Below are 21614 nucleotides of genomic sequence, written 5' to 3' on the forward strand. Positions count from 1 at the left end.
ATTAGTGATTGTACTCACTTAACTCAGTGTCCAAAACTGCTGGTGCGGATCAGTTATTCTAAAAACAGCCGCTCTTGAGCGGCTGTTTTGCTATTTGGCGTCGCCTAAATTTACTTATTTACTTAACTTAAAGGCTTAAAACAAAAAACGCCCCGTAGGGCGCTAAGTAAAACGAGTAAAAAAGATTCAGGCTAGTTTACTTGTTGTTTAATGTACTCACCCAGTTCTGAGTGGTGCATGATTTTTGAAACGGGCAGTATTTTCTCTGCTGGGCCCCAAGCAAACACGTTCACTGGTGTGTGAGTATGTGTACCTGTACCCCAAACGATGTTTTGACTTGTTGCCTGTTCACGAGCAAGCAAGTTTCCGCGGTCGTTATAAGGGAAGAATGCATCGAAATCGTTGATAGCAGGCACTTCTTCTGCCGATAAGTATTTGTGTTGAGCCAATCGGTATGGGTTCGGCTTACTCGCTAATACGTTTTTCGCTTGTTCAGCTGTAATAGGGAACTCACTATTCTTGTTGACGATCTCAGCCAGTTTTTCAGGTGTTTGCTGCGCTTTATCCAGCTTCTGAAATTCGCTGATCATGCCGTAGTAGCTTTGCTTTTGATTATATAAACCATCAAGAATATCGAATGCGCCAAAGTTGAAGTTAGGTGCATAGTCGCGGTCGGCGAAGGCTTCACCAGAACGTTTTTGTGGTTTTGGTAGGTCGTTAGAAGAGTAGCTGAAGCCAAAAGATCCTGTTTCGTGGTCTGCGGTCACAATCACGATCGTGTCTTCACGATCTTTTGCCCATTCATACACAGTTTGGATCGCTTCATCAAACTTGAGCAGTTCATGCAGCATAGTGCCGGCATCGTTACTGTGGCCTGCCCAATCTATTTGGCCACCTTCGACCATTAGGAAAAAGCCGTCTTCATCTTTGGATAGGATGTTGAGCGCTTTTTGTGTCATCTCTTTCAAACTTGGTTGAGTACGTTCACCACTCTCTTTCTTGTTGCTGTAAGCGATGCCGTCATCCATGCCTGAGTAGGCGAACAGGCCAAGTAGCTTATCGCCTTTAGTATCTTCTAACATGCTGCGGTTAAATGCCAGTTGGTAGCCGTCTTTCTCTGCCTCTGCAAGAAGGTTACGGTCGTCTTTACGTTTTGATTTTAGGTAAACATCACCTTGAGTCAGTTTTTCAAGTTGCTTATAGGTTTCACCTTTGTCGTTGGTCGATTTAGGGATCCAATGACGTAGCCCTCCCGAAAGCATTACATCAACACCAGTTTCTAGCATGTCGTTAGCAATTTGGTTTTCTAGCGAACGGTGAGGTTGGTGAGCAGCAAATGCAGCAGGCGTGGCGTGAGTTAAGCGTGTATCGGACACGAGTCCCGTTGCTTTACCTGCCTTTTTAGCTTTCTCAAGAACTGTCTCAACATGATTGCCCTGAGAATCAATGCCAATCACTTCTGAACCACTGTAGATACCGGTTGCAAGCATGGTGGCTGAACAAGCAGAATCGACCACAATTGCATCTTCTGGGTGAGTCAGGGATGAACCAATAACCCCTTCTTGAGCAAGTTGATAAAGGGCGGTTTTGTTCCCTTTATAGATCGAGTTTGGTGCTTGGTTTGCGTAGGTTTCTAACAGGCCAACTTGTTGAGGTCCCATTCCATCGCCAATCATCAGGATGACGTTTTTTATTTCTGCTGAAAGTACGTTGAATGAAAGTGTTGAGGTTGCCACTGCGGCAATGATTGGTTTTATAATGTGCTTCATTGGTTATCCCTTTTTATATAAGCGGGATGATTAGAACATCGATTTGTGTCAAAGTCGTTTCATATTTATTTCATCAATGTGAAATTGAGCAATAACTCCAATTTTTTGAAAAGCATAAAAAAAGGCTCACATTTCTGTGAGCCTTTGTCGTATTTAGGAGGGTCCAAATCAATGGACTGTGTCATGGCTAATGTCAAGCAAGCGGTAAGTCTGCAACCACCTGGTTGAACGTGATACGAGCATTCTGAGCTTGCTCAGATAACTCGATTTTTTTCGCTTGTGCGGCACTAAGATTACTCTCGGCCTGCTCAAGTGCTTGTTGTAGGTTCTCTGGTAAGTCGTGAGTTTCCATTTGTGAACCTTGTTCTAACACATAAGCGCGAATTTCTTTTTTCACTGCGGCAAGTTCTGTGTAGGCAACTCGCTCAAGTTCTGCGGCCTCTTGTGCAGCATCTTTTTCTTTCTCAAATTGAGCCAGCGCAATACCTTCAGCAGACCAAGGGTCCATATCTGGTAGTTCTTCGATATTGATCGTTGGCTCGATGTACGCGTCTTGATGGCGTAGGTCGAGGCTAGTTGCACGAACCGCTGAAATCATCAGCATCACAGAGATCACCAGTAGCGGTAAGCCACCAACTATTGCTGCCGTTTGTAGCGTACTTAGACCACCCAAGAACATCAGAATCGTTGGCAAGAACGACAGTGTGAATGCCCAGAACATACGGTTCCAACGCATTGGCTCTTCGGTCACGTTGTTTTGCACAACAGACGCTAGGATGTATGAGATTGAGTCAAATGTCGTTGCAGTGAAAATAATACACAGCAGCGTAAATACCGCGATAACTAGTGTACTCATTGGCAGTTGCGCAAGCATCGAGAAGATAGCTTTGGTAGCGCCTTCTGCATTCAAAATCGCTACTACATCCAGTTCACCAGAAAGTTGCAGTGATAGGCCATAGTTACCTAGGATCATGAAAAACAAGAAACAACCTAGAGAGCCAAAGAAAATTGAACCTGACACCATTTGTTTGATGGTTCTTCCGCGAGAGATACGCGCAACAAACAGGCCCATACTTGGTGCAAATACTAGCCACCATGCCCAGTAGAAAATGGTCCAGTCTTGTGGGAAGTGCGTGTTCTCAAAGGTACCGTAACCACCAAATGGTTCAGCCCACGTTGCCATCACGAAGAAGTTAGACAGTAGACGACCAATAGAGTCTAAACCTGTTTCTAGCATGAAGATTGTTGGACCGGCGATCAGAACGAAAGTCAGTAAACCCATTGCACCCCAGAAATTGATGTTACTCAGGATCTTGATGCCTTTTTCCAAGCCAGCATAAGAAGAGTAAGCAAAAATTGCCGTACAAACTAAAAGCACCATTGCTTGCGTAAGGTTGTTTTTAGGTAGACCGAATAGGTGATTCAGACCTTCAGTGATGAGAGGTGCTGCTAAACCTAGTGTTGTCGCGGCGCCACCCAGTAGACCGAAAATGAATAGGATATCGACGATTTTTCCAGGTACGCCTTTACTGCGGTGTTCACCAAGAACAGGCATTAACGCACTAGAGATCTTTAGAACAGGCTGTTTACGCACATAAAAGAAGTAAGCGATAGGAATCGCTGGGATCAGGTAGATAGACCAAGCGATTGGTCCCCAGTGAAACAAACCATAAGTTGCCGCCCAACGAACCGCTTCTTCACTTCCGGGTTCTAGTTGGAAAGGCGGTGATTGGTAGTAGTAAGCCCACTCAATACAGCCCCAGTACAAGATACTTGCGCCGATACCACCACAGAAAAGCATTGCTGCCCATGATGCAGTTTTGAACTCAGGTTCTTCATCAGCTTCACCCAGTTTAATTTGTCCCATATCACTGAACACAACGTAAACCATGAAGGCACAAGCAGCTAGGCCTAGAGCAAGATATAGAAATCCAAGTTGATCCGTCATGAATGTTTTCGCAACCGCAATCCAGTCTGCGCCCTGTGCAGGGAACAAAATGAGCGGGAAAACTATCGTGAGTAGGAGTGCAATCGCACCAAAGAAAGTAGGCTTATCAATAAGCTCAAAAGTGTTTTTCACGAGTATTATTCCATTAAAATGAGAGCGGAATTATGGAATGAACTCGTTTTTTAGACCAAATCGGGTCTGTTGTCGTGACGACAAATCGCTTTAATGCAGAGAGGAAAGTGCAGTAACAGAGGGGAAAGTTAGATTAAGGCAAGTAGAATGCCACCAACGGTTGCCGCTGCGGATAAGTATTGCCCAGCTGAATAAGAACCATCGTCCTCTTCTTCAATCTTATCTGGGTGATCCATACCTAAAGCGCCATGAGCGAACGATTCAACTTTATCGGTAACGGTTGCATTTTCCGCTTCGAATTTTTTGGATTCTTTATCGATTTGTTTAAGAGCAGATAATAGCGCTTTTCCTTCATCGGAAAGCTTAACGGTATTTTGTTCCACCTTGAGTGGAGCAGGCTTTTCAGCCTCGATGCTTTTATTCTGTGCGTTCATTTTCGCAGGTGAATACAGCTGAGTATTATTCGTTCCTACTGGTGTCATATCGCTCTCCTTACCTATCCTTAAATATAGTATCGGCAGAGGTGTGAAAAACTTGTGCATTTAATCACCGTGGTGATGTTTTTTTATTCGCACATTGTTTTTTCGTCTGCTTAGTCAAACCGTCTAGTTATTAAGCAAATCTTGTGCCGATAAGGAATTTGAATGTTATATAGAGTTAGAGTGGATGATAGGAGCCAATGAAGCTCTGTCGATGGGCTAGTTATCTAGAATTAGCCCATCGTTTCGTTCTCTTATAAGAATGGATAAGGATGGTTTAGTCGCACTCTAGGCTAGCGCCGCGCTTAGATAGGTGTTTGTATGCCTTCATTCTGTTCTCTTTTTTAACAAAGCGAGCGGGTGGAGAAAGCACTTTGAGCTGGTAGTCCCTGCTATCTGAAGCGATTTCCTTAACTGGGCTGATAATCGCAATTTTTAGATCGGGATTGCGACGCAGAATCGATGCAGTTGTGCCTAAACCATCTTCTGTATGGAACTTGCCAGCAACATGAATCACTTGCTGATCTGGGTTGGATGTTAGGTAACCGACAATCGACTCCGCCATGGTTTCATCCCATGTTACTTGAGCGGCAAACTGCTTTTCTGTTTGCTCTGGCGTGCCGTGATGCATCGAAGCCATGAATTTGTCTTTGTAAGGGCTATCGCCAGTATCCACTTCTGAAGCAATCCATTGACGTTGTTCCGTCGTTAGCTGATCTAGATAGGCTAATCCCTTACGGCCAATGCATTGTACGAAGGGTTTTGGTGCGTTTGCCGCAATGATATCGACGTCATTGGCTTTAGCAAACTCAACCAGTGCGCGATAATCACTTTCGTAGTTTGGCCAAGCAGCCGCTTGAGACATAAGAATTTGTTCGCCAATTTCATCATTGAGATATTGGTTTAATGTGTCTTGATGTTCTCGAGTGAACTGTTCCATTGAAAGCGCGATGTTTGATGTGGCGTTGTGACGTGCTTTTAAGAAATCGGTTTGGAAGCGATGGATTGCCGAGTGAGTGTGCCATTCGCCAATAAGAACCACATCAGCGTCAATCAGCTGTTTAGGTAATGCATCGAGAGAAAGCGTTTCGCCTTGTGGAGACGCGAATTGGTAGTCGTAGAATGTGGAAACGGCTTGCGTTTGCGTGTTAGCCACTTTTTGAGAAGTGCTGTTTGAAGGTTGATTAGCACAAGCTGTAAGCAGGGTCGCTAATCCGATAAGAATAATACGTTGCATGAAATGCCTCCTTGAAGAACACGCATACTAAAGGAGGCAAGAGGATATTTCAATGCAAACGATAATCAATATCAATTAAATCTGTTTGCGGTACACTCGCAGCATAAAGTCCGCTTCACAGTTGAATTGCTCAGCATCAATGAGTTGTTGTTTAAACTCTTCACTCGCTTTCCAAGCAAACGGCGTCATCTGTAGCAGGTCGAATGCGTCTGACCCCGATAGTTCCATCATATAGTTTAGTTGCTCTTGGTGCTCAAGAGTAAAACCTTCAATCATTTCTGGATCTTCGTCGTGCAAGCGAACACCATCATAAATTGCATCACGCAGCTGATACAGGTGTCGGCTAGCAGGGGTCACGGTGATCACCACGCCATTGTCTTTGATGGTGCGCTGCAGTTCTTCAGCCTTGCAAGGCGCATAAATGCGTAGAATGCCGTCTAAGCTGTTTTCCGCAAAGGGCAGGCGATGGCTCGAAGCGACTGAGAAGTCGACAGCAGGGTAGCGTTTAGCTGCGTATTTGATAGCAATCTTAGAAATGTCTAGGCCAAAAGTCGCACCATTCTTTTCTTGAAGGTTTACCGCAATTTCATTGGTGTAATAACCTTCACCACAACCGATATCTAATAGGCTAGGGGCGGTTGCTGGCAGATAGCTAGCGCATAAACCAACAACAGCTTGACGCATTGGATCGTAGTGGTTGCCTTCAAGGAAGCGGCGACGAGCCTGCATCATCTCTTTGTTGTCACCTGGATCTTTTGAGCGTTTGTGGTGTGCTGGCATCAAATTAACATAGCCTTCTTTCGCTAGGTCGAACTGATGGTTCTTTTCACACTTAAACGTACGATCGTTTTGAGATAAAGGTTGGTGACACAAAGGGCATTGGTAAGTCATTGCGAACTCGAGGTAGAAATTTCAAGTCCAAAATTTTAACAGGAAGCATAGTGGGGCGCTAGAATAAACGCAGCTGTCTTGGTTTACGGCAATTAGTGAAGATACAGAGGCTGTCAGTGAAGAGATAGAGCCAACGTATGGTTGGCTCTATTGGTTATGAGCAAGTCACTGATAGAAACAGTGAACTCGGTTTTTAGCTAAAGAAGTTAACTTGGTTCTTTAACGACTCAGCTTGTTTTTGAAGTTCATCAGCACTGTGAGAAGTCTTAGCGCTGGTTTCACGGCTTTGCTGGTTCAAATCGCTGATCGCATGCGCGTTCGCTGCTATTTCTTGAGAAACCTGAGCTTGCTCTTCTGATGTCGCAGCAATGGTTTCAGCTTGAGAGGCAATAGATTCAACTTGAGAGGCAATCGACTCTAGGGCTGTGCCTGCTTCTTGCGCTTTATCAAGTACTTGGTTGGCATTCGATTGGCTTTGTGTCATCAGGTTCACGGCATTGTTAGTTGAAGATTTCAACTTCTCGATGATGCTCACTACGTCTTGTACTGACGTTTGTGTACGATGAGCCAATGTTCTTACTTCGTCAGCGACCACGGCAAAACCACGACCCTGATCCCCCGCTCGCGCGGCTTCTATTGCAGCGTTCAACGCAAGTAAGTTGGTTTGTTCTGCGATGTCATCAATCATCTTGGTGACGGTTTGAATGCTTTCGCTATCAGAACTCACTTGCTCGATGGCCGATGCTGATTTGTCTAATTGATCATTTAGCTGGGCAACATCAATACACACACCTTCAACGACTTCTAAACCTTTCTGGCTGTCTTCATTTGCAAGGCGAACATTTTCAGCAATGCTATTCACTTGCTGCGCTACAGATTCTGCCGAGGTAGCCATCTCTTCAATAGCGGTAACGACTTGCTCAACCTGTGCTTGCTGGCGGTCAGATTGGCTCAGATTGTGGCTAGCATCCTGTGACACACTGTTAGAGCTGTTTTGTACTTGATCACTGGTCGTACGAATTTCTCCAACGAGTGTATTCAATTGAGCAGCCATATTCGCAACGCCGGTATTTAGGTTGCTGATTTCATTCTTAGTCTGTTTACCGTTGTTTGGAATATGTAAGCTGACTTCGCCTTTTCCTAAGCGCATCATGTATTCGTTTAAAGTCGTTAACGGCGTCAACGTACGGTTCAATACGAGCGTTAACACGACGATGGTAGCGGCGGCAATCAAGGTCGCGATTATCGCGATAAGTTTCAGCAGTTCGTCGCTGCCTTTAGTGACTTCATTAATAAATGTGCCGCCAAGTAGTTTCCAATTCCACCCCGGAACTTCGGTATAGACGAGGTATTTTTCGCCCACTGTTCCTTGATACTCAAAAGGGTAGAGAATCAAGCCGGATGGCTGCTCAAAGAGCTGATAGAAAGGTTTGTTACCGTCGTAGTCGGCAACATCCACAATAGATTTATCACCTCCAGCATTAGTAGGGTGCAGTAAGTACTGGCCTTGATGCTCTTCTTCATTGTCAACGATGATGGTATAGCCAGTATCGCCCCATGAGACAGAACGCAATGACTCGAACAGGTTTTGTGTCGCCTCTTCTACGGGTAGACCAATGAAAGAGACACCGTTAACTTTGCCTTGTGCATTCGTTAAAGGTGCGTAGTAGGTAATGTAGCGTTGGCCGAAGAGCTTCACTTGCGCGTAATAAGCTTCGCCATTTTTGAGTTTGTTATAGCCAGGATGATTCTTGCCTAACGTTGTGGCAACAACACGTTCCCCTGACGGTTTTTTAAGAGAAGTAGACACGCGAATAAAGTCATCGCCAAATGGGGCAAATAGGGTTGCTACAGCGCCGGTGTCGCGAGTAAAGCTATCAACGAGTTTAGTGTCGTTGATTAGGCTCTCACCATATTGAGTCAGGTTAGGAATGGAATGACCGTTGAACTCAACGTCGTAATTCTCAACATAAACACCTGCTAGGTAACCGTTACGAAAGGTGGATTCTAAAACTTTGGCGGTATGCAGGTAGGCATCGAATTGGCCAGATATGGTTTTGGCCATCGCTTCTACTTTGGATTGGTGTTCCCTTAACGTGTTGTCTAATAATACTTGTGAGGCATTGCGATACACGAGCGTTGCGATAGAGCCAAAGGCGATAAGTAAGCACAGCAAAATGACCAACTTAAGTTGGAAGCCAACACTTTGATTTTTGTATTTCTCGAACATGAATTCATTATCCTGTCTTCATTGAGGTGTTGTTAAGTGGTTTTAGATAAGTTTGTTATTGAGCCTCCTATCATAAGAACTTATTCATAGGCAGTAATTGATAAGAATTAATGAATTGATAGTTATATTTATAAATTATGGCGTATGAGATATGAAATGTAATTTGGAATGTATTTGAATCAGAGTAGATAAATTTTGTCTGCGTTAACTTACAAACTGGTCATGGGAATAGAGATAGAGATAGAGATAGAGATAGAGATGGTTAGGGCAATAAAAATGCAGCTCATGGGCTGCATTTTCGAATCTAATTGGCCTAGCTTTAAGCTTATTTCGAAGCAATCACCGTAATCAGCTGGTGGCTTTCACCAGGCTGTAACGTTTTGCCTGCTTCTAGGCTTGGTGCGTGCAGTGTTGACTCGACACACATCATGGTTAGATAACCGTCGTCTTGCATGTCGCCCATACTTGCAGCCCCTTCCGCCCACGGGTTCCAAAGTACCGCAGAGTTATGACCGTGGTTTTCAACCGTTAGTGTGCGATCCAGCTTTTTGTCAGCAACAAAGATTTGCGTTTCTGGTTGCGTGTAAACGCGGTCAATCGTGTCAGTCAGTACCAGTTCAGCACCACCTTGGCAGATCTTGCCACCTTGTAGGCTATCAATGTACTCAGCACCCATACCCGTTGTGGTTGTGTTGTGAATATCGCCAACGTTTAGGTAAGTGTGCAGTGCACCAGAGAAAGTCCATGGCTGAGAATCAGTGTTCTTCACGTCCAGCGTTACTTTTAGTTGCTCGCCGATCTCAACATTCAAACGTGCATCAAACTGATGAGGCCATACTGCTAGCGTCTCTTCGCTTGGCTTCAGACCTAAGCTAACAATCACGCCAGCTTCGCTTTCACGGTGCTCAACCAATTGCCATTCGCTTGAACGTGCAAAACCATGTGCTGGGGCTGCAATGCGACCAAACCAAGGCCAACATACTGGAATACCACCACGCAGAGCCGTTTTGCCATCGAATTTAGCTTGTTGGCTCATCCAAATTAGGTCTTCTTGACCTTGCGGTTGGAATGACACGACATGACCACCAAACAACGAAATCGCTGCGTTTGCTTTATCGTGGATAACACGAACTAGTTTTACACCTTCGTGCTCAACGATAGTGACGTTGTCAGAAAGTACCGACAGTGCAGGTAGAGTAGATAAATCCATTACATGATCCTTCTAAGGAAATTGAATTCAAATGCTGACTAGAGTGATGCTTGATTTTTCATGAGTAACAAGCAGAGTCAGTATTAGAATTGAATTTTACGTTTGGGCTATCTTGATGAGCTTAGACAGACGCGGTTTAAAAGATAGCAGGTATTAAAAAGGCGACACTAAGGTCGCCTTTTTCAAAGTCTGCTCAAAACAGTCTTCGCTAATGCTTATCTAAAGCTATTTCTAAAAAGAAATTACTTAGAGATGTGAGCGATTAGGTCTAGAACTTTGTTTGAGTAACCGATTTCGTTGTCGTACCAAGATACAACTTTAACGAATTTGTCAGTTAGAGCAACACCAGCTTTAGCATCGAATACTGAAGTTTGAACTTCACCGATGAAATCTTGTGATACTACTTGGTCTTCAGTGTAACCAAGAACGCCAGCCATTTCGCCTTCAGAAGCTTCTTTCATTGCAGCACAAATTTCTTCGTAAGATGCAGCTTCTTTTAGGTTAACAGTTAGGTCAACTACAGATACGTTAGCAGTTGGTACACGGAAAGCCATACCAGTTAGAAGGCCGTTTAGTTCTGGAAGAACAACGCCTACAGCTTTAGCAGCACCAGTTGAAGATGGGATGATGTTTTGAGAAGCACCACGGCCACCGCGCCAGTCTTTAGCAGAAGGGCCATCTACAGTTTTTTGAGTTGCTGTAGTAGCGTGAACTGTAGTCATAAGACCAGACTCAATGCCCCACTTATCGTTAAGTACTTTAGCGATAGGTGCAAGACAGTTAGTAGTACAAGAAGCGTTAGAAACGATGTCTTGACCAGCGTAAGATGCTTGGTTAACGCCCATTACGAACATTGGAGTTGCATCTTTAGAAGGACCAGTAAGAACTACTTTCTTAGCGCCAGCAGTGATGTGCTTACGTGCAGTCTCGTCAGTTAGGAAAAGACCAGTTGCTTCAGCAACTACGTCTACTTCGATAGCATCCCACTTAAGGTCTTCTGGGTTACGCTCAGCTGTAACACGTACAGTTTTACCGTTAACGATTAGGTTACCGCCTTCAACTTCAACAGTACCGTTGAAACGGCCGTGAGTTGAGTCGTACTTAAGCATGTATGCCATGTACTCTACGTCGATTAGATCGTTAATACCTACTACTTCGATGTCTGCACGCTCTTGAGCTGCGCGGAATACGAAACGGCCGATACGGCCAAAACCGTTAATACCTACTTTGATAGTCATTGTAGTTGCTCCACAACTTAATTTCTGATTAAAGATAACTGGTAGTAAAATTACAGAATCCAGTATACATCTGCAATAGATAATCCGACTTAACTTGTTTAATGTCAAAAAAAAGCGACGCTTTTCTTAACAATTGGGTGTAAGTGGTTGAAAATTGACCATTGCGAGTGGCTCTGTACCCTTCCAGTTGGGTAAAATACCTCTAAATGATGATTCACTTATGAGTGTATATGTACAATGTTTCCTGGTGAGAAAGTATGTGCTACAAAACGACTCATATGCAAGCCTTTATAGAAAAAAGTAAATATAATAACTGATAATGTGGAGAGATATTAACGTGATTCAAAAGGGAGGAAATATGATAAAGCCTGATGAATACTGGCGTGAACGCCTAACGGACGATGAATTTTCTGTGTGTCGTCAACGTGGTACCGAAGCCCCATATAGCGGTAAGTTACTGCACAACCATAAGACGGGTGTCTATAGCTGCACATGCTGTGAAAGCCCTTTGTTTCTGTCGGATAACAAATATGATTCAGGGTGCGGTTGGCCAAGCTTTGATGCCCCAGTGAATGATGAAGCAGTACGCTATATAGAAGATCTAAGTCACGGAATGAAGCGTGTAGAGATCCGTTGTACCGCTTGTGATAGCCATTTAGGTCACGTTTTTCCTGATGGTCCGAAGACAACCGGTGAACGGTTCTGTGTTAATTCTGTGTCGTTAATTTTCAACAAAAATGACGAAACTACCAAATAACTTGTCACAATTGTCTAATCCTTACAGGCGTATTTGTTGATTGAGTGGTACTGAACTGCCCAGTAGCTCAGTATTTCAGAGTTATTTCTAGCACAAACGAAAACAGCTACCATCATGGTAGCTGTTTTTTTGAAAGCTCGTGAATAGAACGTTTGGACTAGAAAACGAGAACAGTGCGATCAGTAACGAGGGACGATTGAAGAGCTGTAAACCTCATCTTCAATAGCTTCTACTATATTGTCCGCGTCTTGATTCAGTTGTTCGTATGTTGACTCATCGAAACGGTACAACACGGTAAGTTCTGCTTCCGAAGCAATAGGTACATCAAACTCTTTCGCTACCATGGCCCACACGTACGCCTTTTCCATATGCCCAAGGCTGTGGTTGATACTCGCCATCGATTTGAAGATCTCGGTGTTGACCTTCGAACCATTAGAAAGCGTTAACGCATTGTTGAGTAGCTTAAGCGTCTTTTCATGGTCACGGGTAGTATAAAAAGTGGCTAGCGCATATTGCATCTCTGCTGTGTTTAATGCTTCTGTCCCTTCTAATTGCAGGAAACTGCGTCTTGCGTTGGTATCCCCAGTTTGTGACCACATAAAATAAAGCGTTTCCGGGGTATTTGATCGCGAGAGTTCATCAACAATACGCTCAGACTCTTCGATACTATTCATTAAGGAGATGAAGCGACGTTCTTGAAGTTTGGATTGATCAATCGTTTCAATTTGTGCTGCAAGTTCTAAACACTTTTTGTAGGCAGAGACTAATTCGAACTCTTTAATCTTATTGGTATCGCTGGGGTTTTCTTTTGCTTCAAATCGATGCCAGACGAGGTCGGTACGTGCGACACGGCACTGTCCGTCGTTCATATTTAACTTTTCACACTGAAGCCACGGGTTGCTTTCGCACAATTGAGCGGTATTTTTGTTCCCGTCAAAACACCCAACCAGAGTGAAAGGCAATAGGCTTAGTACCAACCATTTCATAATTTTCATATTCCTTCACTTGTGATCAAATACACTTATTTTCAGTCAGGTTCTTGACTCAATTCTGATACGGGTTATTTTCTGGTGAAAATTGTTAAAACTAAGGCCTTACCATGGATGCAGAACAACTTCTTAGCGCAATGACCCCCGAGGTCTACGAACGTTTAAACTATGCAGTTGAAACGGGGAAATGGCCAGAAGGAACGGCGCTCTCTAAAGAGCAGCGCGACTCGTGTATGCAGGCGGTTATGTTGTATCAATCGAAACATAACTCTGAAGCTCAACATATGACAATTGCAGCCGGCGGAGAAATTAGCTTTAAATCAAAGTCTGAACTAAAGAAGCAGTTTAAGTCCGACCAAGAAGATATTGTTAGAGTTAATCCTAATCATTAGGCTTAAATTACAACAAAGGGGTGGCACTGTGCCACCCCTTTTTGACTGTTAAGCTGTTTATTTATAAACAATAATACGATTTAGTTCAGGTTTACGTGAGGGGCTTGATTAAAGGTAAGCCCTCGGCTAAACGAATCGCAGGATAGGCTTATAAGCTCATCTCACCGCGTAACACTTGTTGCATTTGAGCCTTCACTTCTTCGTAGCTTAAATCTTGGCTCAATAGATAATGTAATTTCGCCAGTGCTGCTTCTGGTGTCATATCGTAACCACTGATAACGCCCGACTCTGCTAGTGCACAACCCGTCGCGTAACCACCCATGTTGACTTTACCTGCCAAACACTGAGTTAGGTTCACCACAATCACACCTCGTTCTGAGGCATCTTTTAAGTGTTGAAGTAGCTCTTGATTTTGCGGTGCGTTACCAACACCAAAAGTAAGCAGAATCATTGCATTTACAGGCTGTAGTAGCGTGTTGCGAATCACCTCATGCGAGATTCCTGGGTACATTGTAATTACACCGATGGGTTGCGGAGTAATGTTATGAACCTTGAAAGTACCTTCAGGTTGTTCGTTTACCTTAACGTTATTGCTGATCTGGATATTGATACCCGCTTCTAGCAATGGAGTTAGGTTTGGAGAGGTAAACGCATTGAAGCCATCTGCGTGTGATTTTGTACTGCGGTTACCGCGCATCAACTTGTTGTTGAAGAACAGTGTCACTTCATTGATCGGATAGTTCGCTGCAATGTGCAGAGCATTAAGCAGGTTTGCTTGTCCGTCTGAACGTAATTCTGCTAATGGGATCTGTGAGCCCGTAACAATCACAGGTTTGCCGAGGTTTTCTAACATGAATGACAGAGCTGAGGCGGTGTAAGCCATGGTGTCTGTACCGTGCAGGATAACGAAACCATCGTACTTATCGTAGTTCGCGCGAATATCATCAGCGATAGTCTGCCAATCAAGTGGCGTCATATCTGAAGAGTCCATTAATGGAGAGTATTCATGAATGGTGTACTCAGGCATTTCTGGGCGATGGAATTCAGGCATGCCAGCTAGCTGCTTATCCATAAAACCTGCGACTGGGACATAGCCGTGGTCCAAAGACTTCTGCATGCCAATTGTGCCGCCGGTATACGCGATATAGATGTGTTTTCTTTCCATGGCGATTAATACTTAGTGTGATATAGGGAACAGGGGGGCGATTATAGCGAATTATCATGCAATAAAAAGAGGCGCCTCACACAGAGGCGCCTCTTGATAACAAAGCGTTGAGCTTATCTTATTGAACTTGGCAGTTTAAGCAAAAAGCATATCGGCCTTGTGGGTCGTTAAAGTTACCTAACAGTTGGCTATCTTGAGCTAACTGTTGAGTAACAGGCTGTAAACTGCTTGGAATCATTGACTGAATATCAAGGCCTATCGACATCTGAACTTGGTTCATAAATTCTTGAATAAATAGCTCAGTGGCTGAAAGAGGCTCTTCTACCCAGTAGATATTGTAGGTTTCAAGCTCTGCAAGTGAAGCTGCAGCTGTAATCGCATCATCAAAATCACCAATTTCATCGACTAGACCTTTCTCGATTGCATCTTGCCCTGTCCATACTCGGCCTTGAGCAATCTTGTCGACAGCATCGACTTCCATGCCACGGTTTTCTCCAACTAGGCTAATGAATCGGCGGTAACCGTTTTCAATGCCCATTTGGAAAGCGTCTTTCGCACCTTCGCTTAGTCCAGTTGTAATACCAAGACCAGAGAAAGGCGACGTACCAACGCCATCGGTGTAAACGCCGATATCGTTCAAGCCTTTCTCAAAGGTCGTGATAACACTGAAGATACCGATCGAGCCTGTTAGTGTGGTTGGTTGAGCCAAAATCTTGTCTGCGCCCATCGAGATCCAATAACCACCAGAAGCAGCCAGGCTAGACATAGAAACCACAACAGGTTTACCAGCTTGCTTGATCGCTTCTATTTCATTGCGGATAACTTCTGAAGCAAATGCGCTACCACCTGGGCTGTCTACACGAAGTACAACCGCTTTTACTTTGTCGTCGTTGCGCGCTTGGCGAAGTAGGGCGGCCGTGGTATCACCACCAACGGTGCCACGTGGCTGCTTGCCATCCATAATTGCGCCGCTAGCGACAATTACAGCGACATCGTGCGATTCACTTGTTAGGTCAGAAAGCATGGTTGTACGGTACTCGTAGTACCCCAACGCGTTATAGCTGTCTTGACCGTCACTGCCGAAGACGTCTGCGAGCTCTAGACGAACTTGTTGGCGAGTTGCCAGTTCGTCAACTAAACCAAGCTTCTCTGCCAGTTTTGCGATATCGCCATCAACCGACTCAAGGTCTTTTAAGAAAGAGTCCATGCTTGGGTTCAAGGTTTTAGCATCGATCTGGCGGTTGTTGCTTACGTCATCAACGTATGCTCCCCACAGTTGACCCAACCAACGAGAAGCTGACTCTTTCGCTGCGTCTGACATATCGTCGCGAATGAAAGGTTCGATTGCAGACTTATAAGTACCGACGCGGAATACATGTGTATTTACGTCAAGCTTCTGTAATAGAGTTTTGTAGAATAGCGAGTAAGCACTGTAGCCTTTAAGAAGAACCCCACCATCTGGTGATAGGAAGACTTTAGTTGCGTAGCTGGCTAGGTAGTATTGGCTTTGGTTGTAAAAGTCACCCACCGCATAAATTGGTTTGCCAGTTGCTTTGAACTCGTTGAGCGCTTTAGCAATGTAGCGAAGCTTGGTCAGATTGGTTTCTGGCAGTTCTTTGAGTGCTAAAACGATACCTGTTACCTTGTCATCGTCTTTGGCGTAGCGAATCGTTTCAACAATATCAAACAGGACGTTCTCTTTTGGAAGGTCTTTGCCAAGCAGTGAGCCCGTGACTGAATCCATCGGATTGATATAGCGACTTTGCTCCACGATAGGACCAGACAGGTTAAGCACTAAAGCCGATTCCTGTGGAACAGTGGGTTGAGTTGTGTCTGAGTGGAAGTATACAAAGTAGATGATGGCGATACTGAGTAAAAAGAAAAGGTTAACCAGCGCAAGACGCACAAACGTGATGAGCTTCCAAATCCCTTTAAAGATCATGCCTATAAATTTGAATATTTTTTTCATTCTGTCTCCGCAGTGAGATCACGTCGCTTTAACAAGCTGTAGTACCATTAATCTCAATAATATGAACTGCTTGATATCCTACGATAATTCCCTAGCTCAAACTACACCAAGAATTGCTAATCGATATATATTCTCATTAAGTGTAGTCATATTAGGGGTTTCTGAACGATTAATACGTCCTGCATTATGATCGGTGTTACAAAAATGTAAACGGTTGTTTGAACTTTTGGTGATTGAGTTATATTGTGGTCTGACCACAAGGATATAATAATAGAAGTGATGTCTGCCATGTACCCACATTTACTCGAACCACTCGATCTTGGATTTACTCAGTTACGTAACCGTGTATTGATGGGATCAATGCACACGGGTTTAGAAGAAAATAAAGAAGGCCTCCACAAGCTTGCCGCGTTTTATGAAGAGCGAGCAAAAGGAGGCGTTGGCCTTATTGTTACCGGTGGTTTCTCTCCTAATTTACGTGGCAGATTGACCCCATTTAGTGCTGAGTTCAGTAAAGTTAAGCACGCTAAAGCTCACCAAGTTGTTACCGAGGCCGTGCATAAGCATGGAGGTAAAATTGCCCTTCAGTTGCTACATGCTGGCCGCTATGCCATGCACCCATTCGCGCAAAGTGCTTCGGGCATCAAAGCGCCAATCGCTAAGTTTGCACCGAGTGAGATGAGCCCTCGTCAAATTAAAAAGACCATCGGTGCTTTTGCCAACAGTGCAGAGCTAGCTCAGGTTGCTGGCTATGACGGCATAGAGATCATGGGCTCCGAAGGTTACTTGATTAACCAATTTATCTGTAAACGTACCAACATGCGTTATGACGAATGGGGCGGTTCTTATGAGAAGCGTATGCGTTTCCCGCTAGAGATCGTTAAATCGATTCGCGAAGCGGTGGGTAAAGATTTCATCATTATTTTCCGTTTATCGATGCTGGATTTGGTTGAGCAAGGCAGCACATTCGAAGATGTTGTACTTCTGGCTCAGAAGCTAGAAGAAGCGGGCGTGACCATTATTAATACCGGTATTGGTTGGCATGAAGCTCGTGTCCCAACTATTGCGACACAAGTTCCAAGAGGGGCATTCTCTTGGGTGACGGAAAAAGTAAAACCATACGTGTCGATCCCAGTGGTGACGTGTAACCGAATCAACACGCCAGAAGAGGCCGAACGTATCCTCAGTTCAGGACAGGCCGACATGGTATCAATGGCTCGTCCATTCTTGGCTGACCCTGACTTTGTTAATAAAGCCGCTCAAGACCAAGCGCAGTTCATTAACACCTGTATCGGTTGTAACCAAGCGTGTCTTGATAACGTATTCAAAGGCAAACGAGCGAGCTGCTTGGTGAACCCTCGCGCTTGTTACGAAACTGAAATTGTTGTGCAACCCGCTCAAGCAACCAAAACCATTGCCGTCGTCGGTGCTGGGCCAGCAGGTTTAGCTTGTGCAACAACGTTGGCACAGCGTGGGCATAAGGTTGATCTGATAGAGAAAAATGACCGCATCGGTGGACAATTTAGATTGGCAATGCAGATTCCGGGTAAAGAAGAGTTCAGAGAAACGATTCGTTACTTTGCTAACCAAATAGATGCATCAGGCGTGAACTTAAAACTGGATACTGAAGCGACGTTTGAGATGTTGTTGAAGTACGATGAAGTCGTGATGGCTGCTGGTGTTGAACCCAGAAAGCTTGATATTGAAGGGATAGATCAAGAAAACGTAGTCGACTACCAAACCTTGATTCGTGAAAAGACACCAGTAGGCGAAAAAGTCGCGATTGTTGGTGCCGGTGGTATTGGTATTGATGTGGCAACTATGCTGACAGAGCCGACTTCTCATAGCTTGGACGACTGGCTGCATGAGTGGGGCATTGATAAGAATATGGAGCACCCAGGTGGACTTTATCCTTACCCTGATTCGTTCAGTGATAAAACGGTTTGGGTGATGCAGCGTAAAGCGGGGCGTGTCGGTAAAGGCCCGGGTAAGACTACAGGTTGGATTCATAAACGCACATTAGAAAAACGTGGTGTGAACTTACTTGGTGGCGTGAGCTACAACAAGATTGACGACCAAGGTCTGCATATCAGCGTTGGTAAGAAAGATCAGGTACTCGATGCCGATTCCGTTATCGTATGTGCGGGTCAAGTTTCAGTTCGTCCATTCGAAGACATGTGGCAAGAGTTTGGTGGCAAACTACACGTGATAGGCGGTGCCGATTACGCAGGTGAACTGGATGCCGTGCGTGCGATTCGACAAGGTGTTGAGCTGGCGATTAAGCTCTAACAACAAACAGAATGTTCTCGTTTGATAAGTTTGAATCAGAAAGTTCAATAAGCTGAACTAGACGGGTAATTAAGCTTGGACTAGACAGATAAATAAGGCTCCTAAGTCATAGATTTAGGGGCCTTTGTTGTTTCTAGTGTCGTTTCAAATATTGCTTCAAATAGACAGCCGTTGAGATTTATTATCGTTTGTGTTCTGTGCTACAGTTCAATTATACAAAAAATAAAAATTAGTAAGGACTTCAAATGGATGCTTTGGATCTATTGCTCAATAGACGCTCAATCGCAAAACTCTCTGATCCGGCACCTGAAGGTGTGGCGTTAGAAAATATCATTAAAGCGGGCTTACGTGCTCCAGACCACGGCGCATTGACACCATGGCGCTTTGTTATCGCACAAGGCTCAGGGTTACAGAAGCTCTCTGATATTTTGGTTCGTGCGGCACAAGCTGACGAGAGCGAAGAAGCGGTCATTGAGAAAGTTAAAAAAGCGCCGTTTCGAGCACCAATGGTGATCACTATCATCGCAAAGGTAACTGAGCACGAAAAAGTGCCCGCGTTCGAACAACACCTATCTGCGGGTTGCGCTGCACAAGCCATGCAAATGGCTGCCGTTGCTCAAGGTTTCCAAGGTTTTTGGCGCTCAGGTAAGTGGATGTTCCACCCTGAGGTTCACCAAGCTTTCGGCCTAGAAGGCGACGACGAAATCGTTGGTTTCCTATATTTGGGTACTCCGGGCTGTACGCCAATGAAAGCGCCAGAGCGTGACTTCTCAAAGTTCGTTGAGTTCTTATAAAGAACGCTGAAGCTTGAATAGTAGAATGCTAACTGTATAAACAACCAGTTTTCCTTGATTTCTAGGTGCCACATTAGATAATGTGGCCCTAATTGTTTGTAGCATCTGGAAAAACATGTCTCGCCTTATTATTGCTGAAAAACCAAGCCTCGGCCGCGCGATTGCCGCCGCACTACCTAATCCACAGAAGAAAGACCAAGGGTTTATCAAATGTGGCAATGGGGATGTGGTGACTTGGTGTATTGGACACTTATTGGAGCAGGTTGAGCCAGACGCTTATGATGACCGCTATAAGAAGTGGAACTTAGCCGATCTTCCTATCGTGCCAGAGCTATGGCAACTAAGACCTCGTAAGACTTCCAGCAAACAGCTCACGGTGATCCGAAAGCTATTGAAGGACGCGACCCAAATTGTCCATGCGGGTGACCCGGATAGAGAAGGGCAGCTGCTAGTCGATGAAGTGATTGATTATTGCAAGGTGTCTAAGGCTAAGAAAGAGTCGATGGACAGGCTGCTGATCAGCGATTTGAACTTACCAGCGGTAAAGCGTGCGCTCTCTCAGATGCGGAGTAACCGCGATTTTATTCCACTTTCTATTTCTGCATTGGCGCGCTCTAGAGCCGATTGGCTGTATGGCATGAACATGACTCGCGCGTATACCTTGCTTGGTCAAAAGGCGGGTTACCAAGGTGTGTTGTCGGTAGGGCGAGTGCAAACGCCTATACTTGGTTTGGTCGTAAGGCGTGATGAAGAGATTGAAAACTTCATTCCGAAAGATTACTTCACTCTGCATGCGCTGATCCCTTACCAAAACAACGGGCAGAGCTTTGATATTCGTGCGCGTTGGAAGCCAAGCGAAGCATGTAAACCTTGGCAAGATGAAGAAGGCCGCGTGCTCAATCGAAAGCTGGTTGAGAATGTCGCTAACCGAATTGCTAATCAGCCTGCAATGGTAACGGAATCAGAGCAAAAGCAAAGCAAACAAGCGGCACCACTCCCTTATTCGCTGTCAGCTCTGCAGATTGATGCGTCTAAGCGTTTTGGTATGAGCGCTCAACAGGTACTCGACACTTGTCAGTCATTGTATGAGAAACACAAACTCATCACTTACCCACGTTCTGATAGCCGCTATCTACCTAAAGATCATTATTCGCAACGAGAGTCAGTCGTGGATGCTATCGCCAATAATGCGAAAGAGCTGCAAAGTGGTGCGCAAGGCGCGGATCTTTCTCTTAAATCCAAAGCATGGAACGACAGTAAGGTCGATGCTCACCACGCGATAATCCCAACGCCGAAGAAATCAGCGGTGAATGGCCTATCTGCCAATGAGATGAAAATCTATCAGCAAATCGCCCGCCAATATCTGATGCAGTTCTACCCACCGGCTGTTTTTGCGGATGCTAAGTTGGTTTTTGATATCGCTGGTGGTGTGTTCATCGCGAAAGGGCGTCAGCTTATCAACCCAGGTTGGAAGGTGTTGATGGGAAAAACGGACACCGAAGAGAAAGGCGATGGCACAGATACGGTTCCTCCATTGGATAAAGGAACGGTGCTGACGTGTCGTGAAGGTATTATTGGCGATAAGAAAACCGAGCCACCAAAACACTTTACCGAAGCGACGTTGTTACAAGCGATGACCGGTATTGCGCGCTTTGTGGCAAACAAAGACCTTAAAGCTATTTTGAAAGAGACCGATGGCCTTGGAACAGAGGCAACTCGTGCGGGCATTCTAGATACTTTGTTCAAAAGACAGCTACTAACTCGACAAGGTAAAAGCATTCATAGCAGCCCTGCGGGGAGAGGTTTGATTAATGCCTTGCCAGAGGACTCGACCTTTCCCGACATGACCGCTCACTGGGAGCATCAGTTGCAAGGCATGGCTGAACGAAATCAAGCGTATCAACCCTTCATGCAAGAGTTAGAAAGCAAGATCGACGGTTTGATGGGCAAGGTAAAAACGGGTGAAGTTCCTGAATCCCTGCGCCATCTTCCTAAAGTCGAAAGACCGGCCTTTAAACGCCGCAAAGGTGGTGGGACAAGGAAGAAGACTTACGCGAAGAAAGGCGCTAAAAGTTAATCAGTTAGAAACTGAAAGCTAACAACACCCATTATTGATATCGGGAAT

General features: G+C 44.8%; 16 protein-coding genes. 5 read left to right on the plus strand and 11 right to left on the minus strand.

Annotated elements, in window-relative coordinates; translation table 11 throughout:
- Positions 1-191: 191 nt before the first annotated feature.
- The 8 genes from ACED28_RS19790 to gap all read right to left on the minus strand — a co-directional run bounded on the left by ACED28_RS19790 (position 192) and on the right by gap (position 11134).
- Entirely contained in the window at positions 192-1769 is a 1578-nt protein-coding gene (locus tag ACED28_RS19790) for an alkaline phosphatase (protein WP_371710559.1), read from the minus strand.
- A 193-nt stretch (positions 1770-1962) separates the two neighbouring features.
- On the minus strand, positions 1963-3849 hold the full coding sequence (locus ACED28_RS19795) for a BCCT family transporter (RefSeq protein WP_371710560.1): 1887 nt from the start codon (positions 3847-3849) through the stop codon (positions 1963-1965).
- A 128-nt stretch (positions 3850-3977) separates the two neighbouring features.
- Positions 3978-4331: a hypothetical protein gene (locus ACED28_RS19800; RefSeq protein ID WP_065678626.1), complete on the minus strand. Its 354-nt coding sequence runs from the start codon at positions 4329-4331 to the stop codon at positions 3978-3980.
- Between the two features lie 274 nt (positions 4332-4605).
- Positions 4606-5565, minus strand: a complete 960-nt coding sequence (locus ACED28_RS19805; RefSeq protein ID WP_371710561.1) for a ChaN family lipoprotein — start codon at positions 5563-5565, stop codon at positions 4606-4608.
- A 75-nt stretch (positions 5566-5640) separates the two neighbouring features.
- On the minus strand, positions 5641-6456 hold the full coding sequence (gene rlmA, locus ACED28_RS19810; RefSeq protein WP_009848662.1) for a 23S rRNA (guanine(745)-N(1))-methyltransferase: 816 nt from the start codon (positions 6454-6456) through the stop codon (positions 5641-5643).
- 193 nt (positions 6457-6649) lie between these two features.
- A complete protein-coding gene (locus ACED28_RS19815) occupies positions 6650-8686 on the minus strand; it encodes a methyl-accepting chemotaxis protein (protein WP_371710562.1) in 2037 nt (678 codons plus the stop codon).
- A 325-nt stretch (positions 8687-9011) separates the two neighbouring features.
- On the minus strand, positions 9012-9896 hold the full coding sequence (locus ACED28_RS19820; RefSeq protein ID WP_009848659.1) for a D-hexose-6-phosphate mutarotase: 885 nt from the start codon (positions 9894-9896) through the stop codon (positions 9012-9014).
- 242 nt (positions 9897-10138) lie between these two features.
- Entirely contained in the window at positions 10139-11134 is a 996-nt protein-coding gene (gap, locus tag ACED28_RS19825; protein ID WP_009848658.1) for a type I glyceraldehyde-3-phosphate dehydrogenase, read from the minus strand.
- A gap of 358 nt (positions 11135-11492) precedes the next feature.
- On the opposite strand from gap, the gene msrB reads away from it, so the two are divergent.
- Positions 11493-11891, plus strand: a complete 399-nt coding sequence (gene msrB, locus ACED28_RS19830) for a peptide-methionine (R)-S-oxide reductase MsrB (RefSeq protein WP_009848657.1) — start codon at positions 11493-11495, stop codon at positions 11889-11891.
- A 179-nt stretch (positions 11892-12070) separates the two neighbouring features.
- On the opposite strand, the gene ACED28_RS19835 is transcribed toward msrB, so the two are convergent.
- Positions 12071-12877 carry a DUF2989 domain-containing protein gene (locus tag ACED28_RS19835; RefSeq protein WP_029225310.1) on the minus strand — a complete coding sequence of 269 codons (807 nt, stop codon included), beginning with the start codon at positions 12875-12877 and terminating at the stop codon, positions 12071-12073.
- 113 nt (positions 12878-12990) lie between these two features.
- Here ACED28_RS19835 and ACED28_RS19840 point away from each other — a divergent pair, with 113 nt between their 5' ends.
- On the plus strand, positions 12991-13272 hold the full coding sequence (locus tag ACED28_RS19840) for a YeaC family protein (RefSeq protein WP_009848655.1): 282 nt from the start codon (positions 12991-12993) through the stop codon (positions 13270-13272).
- Positions 13273-13420: 148 nt separating this feature from the next.
- On the opposite strand, the gene ansA is transcribed toward ACED28_RS19840, so the two are convergent.
- Both ansA and sppA read right to left on the minus strand, forming a co-directional pair.
- Entirely contained in the window at positions 13421-14437 is a 1017-nt protein-coding gene (gene ansA, locus ACED28_RS19845) for an asparaginase (RefSeq protein ID WP_371710563.1), read from the minus strand.
- Positions 14438-14555: 118 nt separating this feature from the next.
- Positions 14556-16406, minus strand: a complete 1851-nt coding sequence (gene sppA / locus ACED28_RS19850; RefSeq protein WP_371710564.1) for a signal peptide peptidase SppA — start codon at positions 16404-16406, stop codon at positions 14556-14558.
- 279 nt (positions 16407-16685) lie between these two features.
- Here sppA and ACED28_RS19855 point away from each other — a divergent pair, with 279 nt between their 5' ends.
- The 3 genes from ACED28_RS19855 (at position 16686) to ACED28_RS19865 (ending at position 21566) form a co-directional block, all read left to right on the plus strand.
- Positions 16686-18695, plus strand: coding sequence for an NADPH-dependent 2,4-dienoyl-CoA reductase (locus ACED28_RS19855; protein WP_029224084.1), 2010 nt, complete (start codon positions 16686-16688; stop codon positions 18693-18695).
- 245 nt (positions 18696-18940) lie between these two features.
- Positions 18941-19489, plus strand: a complete 549-nt coding sequence (locus ACED28_RS19860) for an NAD(P)H nitroreductase (RefSeq protein ID WP_004734087.1) — start codon at positions 18941-18943, stop codon at positions 19487-19489.
- A 115-nt stretch (positions 19490-19604) separates the two neighbouring features.
- Positions 19605-21566: a DNA topoisomerase III gene (locus tag ACED28_RS19865; protein ID WP_371710565.1), complete on the plus strand. Its 1962-nt coding sequence runs from the start codon at positions 19605-19607 to the stop codon at positions 21564-21566.
- The last annotated feature ends 48 nt before the right edge of the window (positions 21567-21614 follow it).

This window comes from Vibrio sp. 1F253 (assembly GCF_041439295.1).
Taxonomy (GTDB): Bacteria; Pseudomonadota; Gammaproteobacteria; order Enterobacterales; family Vibrionaceae; genus Vibrio; species Vibrio tasmaniensis_A.